Annotated in this window: 1 protein-coding gene; it reads left to right on the top strand. The window is 57.2% G+C overall.

Annotation, left to right across the window (positions count from 1 at the left end; all coding sequences use genetic code 11):
- Positions 1–341: transposase (locus ACZ2IA_RS22870; protein ID WP_470294885.1), on the top strand; the 341-nt coding region annotated here is incomplete at both ends.

Here is a 341-nt window from a genome sequence, read left to right as displayed (position 1 = left end):
CTGGTCGGGTACAACGTTCAGACTGCCGTCGATACTCGACATCACCTCATCGTCGCCCACGAAGTGACCAACCATGGCAGTGATCGCCGCCAGTTGGCGAAGATGGCCAAGCAGGCCAAAGACGTGATGCAGGCCACCAATCTTCAAGCCATTGCAGACCGAGGTTACTTCCATGGAGAAGAAATCTGGGCCTGTGCTGAAGCCGGCATTGTGCCGTTGGTGTCGAAACCGATGACCTCCGCAGCCAAGGCGGAGGGTCGTTTCGACAAAGAAGACTTTGTGTTTGATCCGGCTGCGGGCGAATACGTTTGCCCGGCAGGCAGCCGGTTGATCTGGCGTTT

The sequence above is a fragment of the Crenobacter sp. CS_VA4 genome, assembly GCF_055597485.1.
The sequence above is the reverse complement of the archived record's forward strand: the minus strand, read 5'-3'. Positions and strand labels throughout refer to the sequence as shown.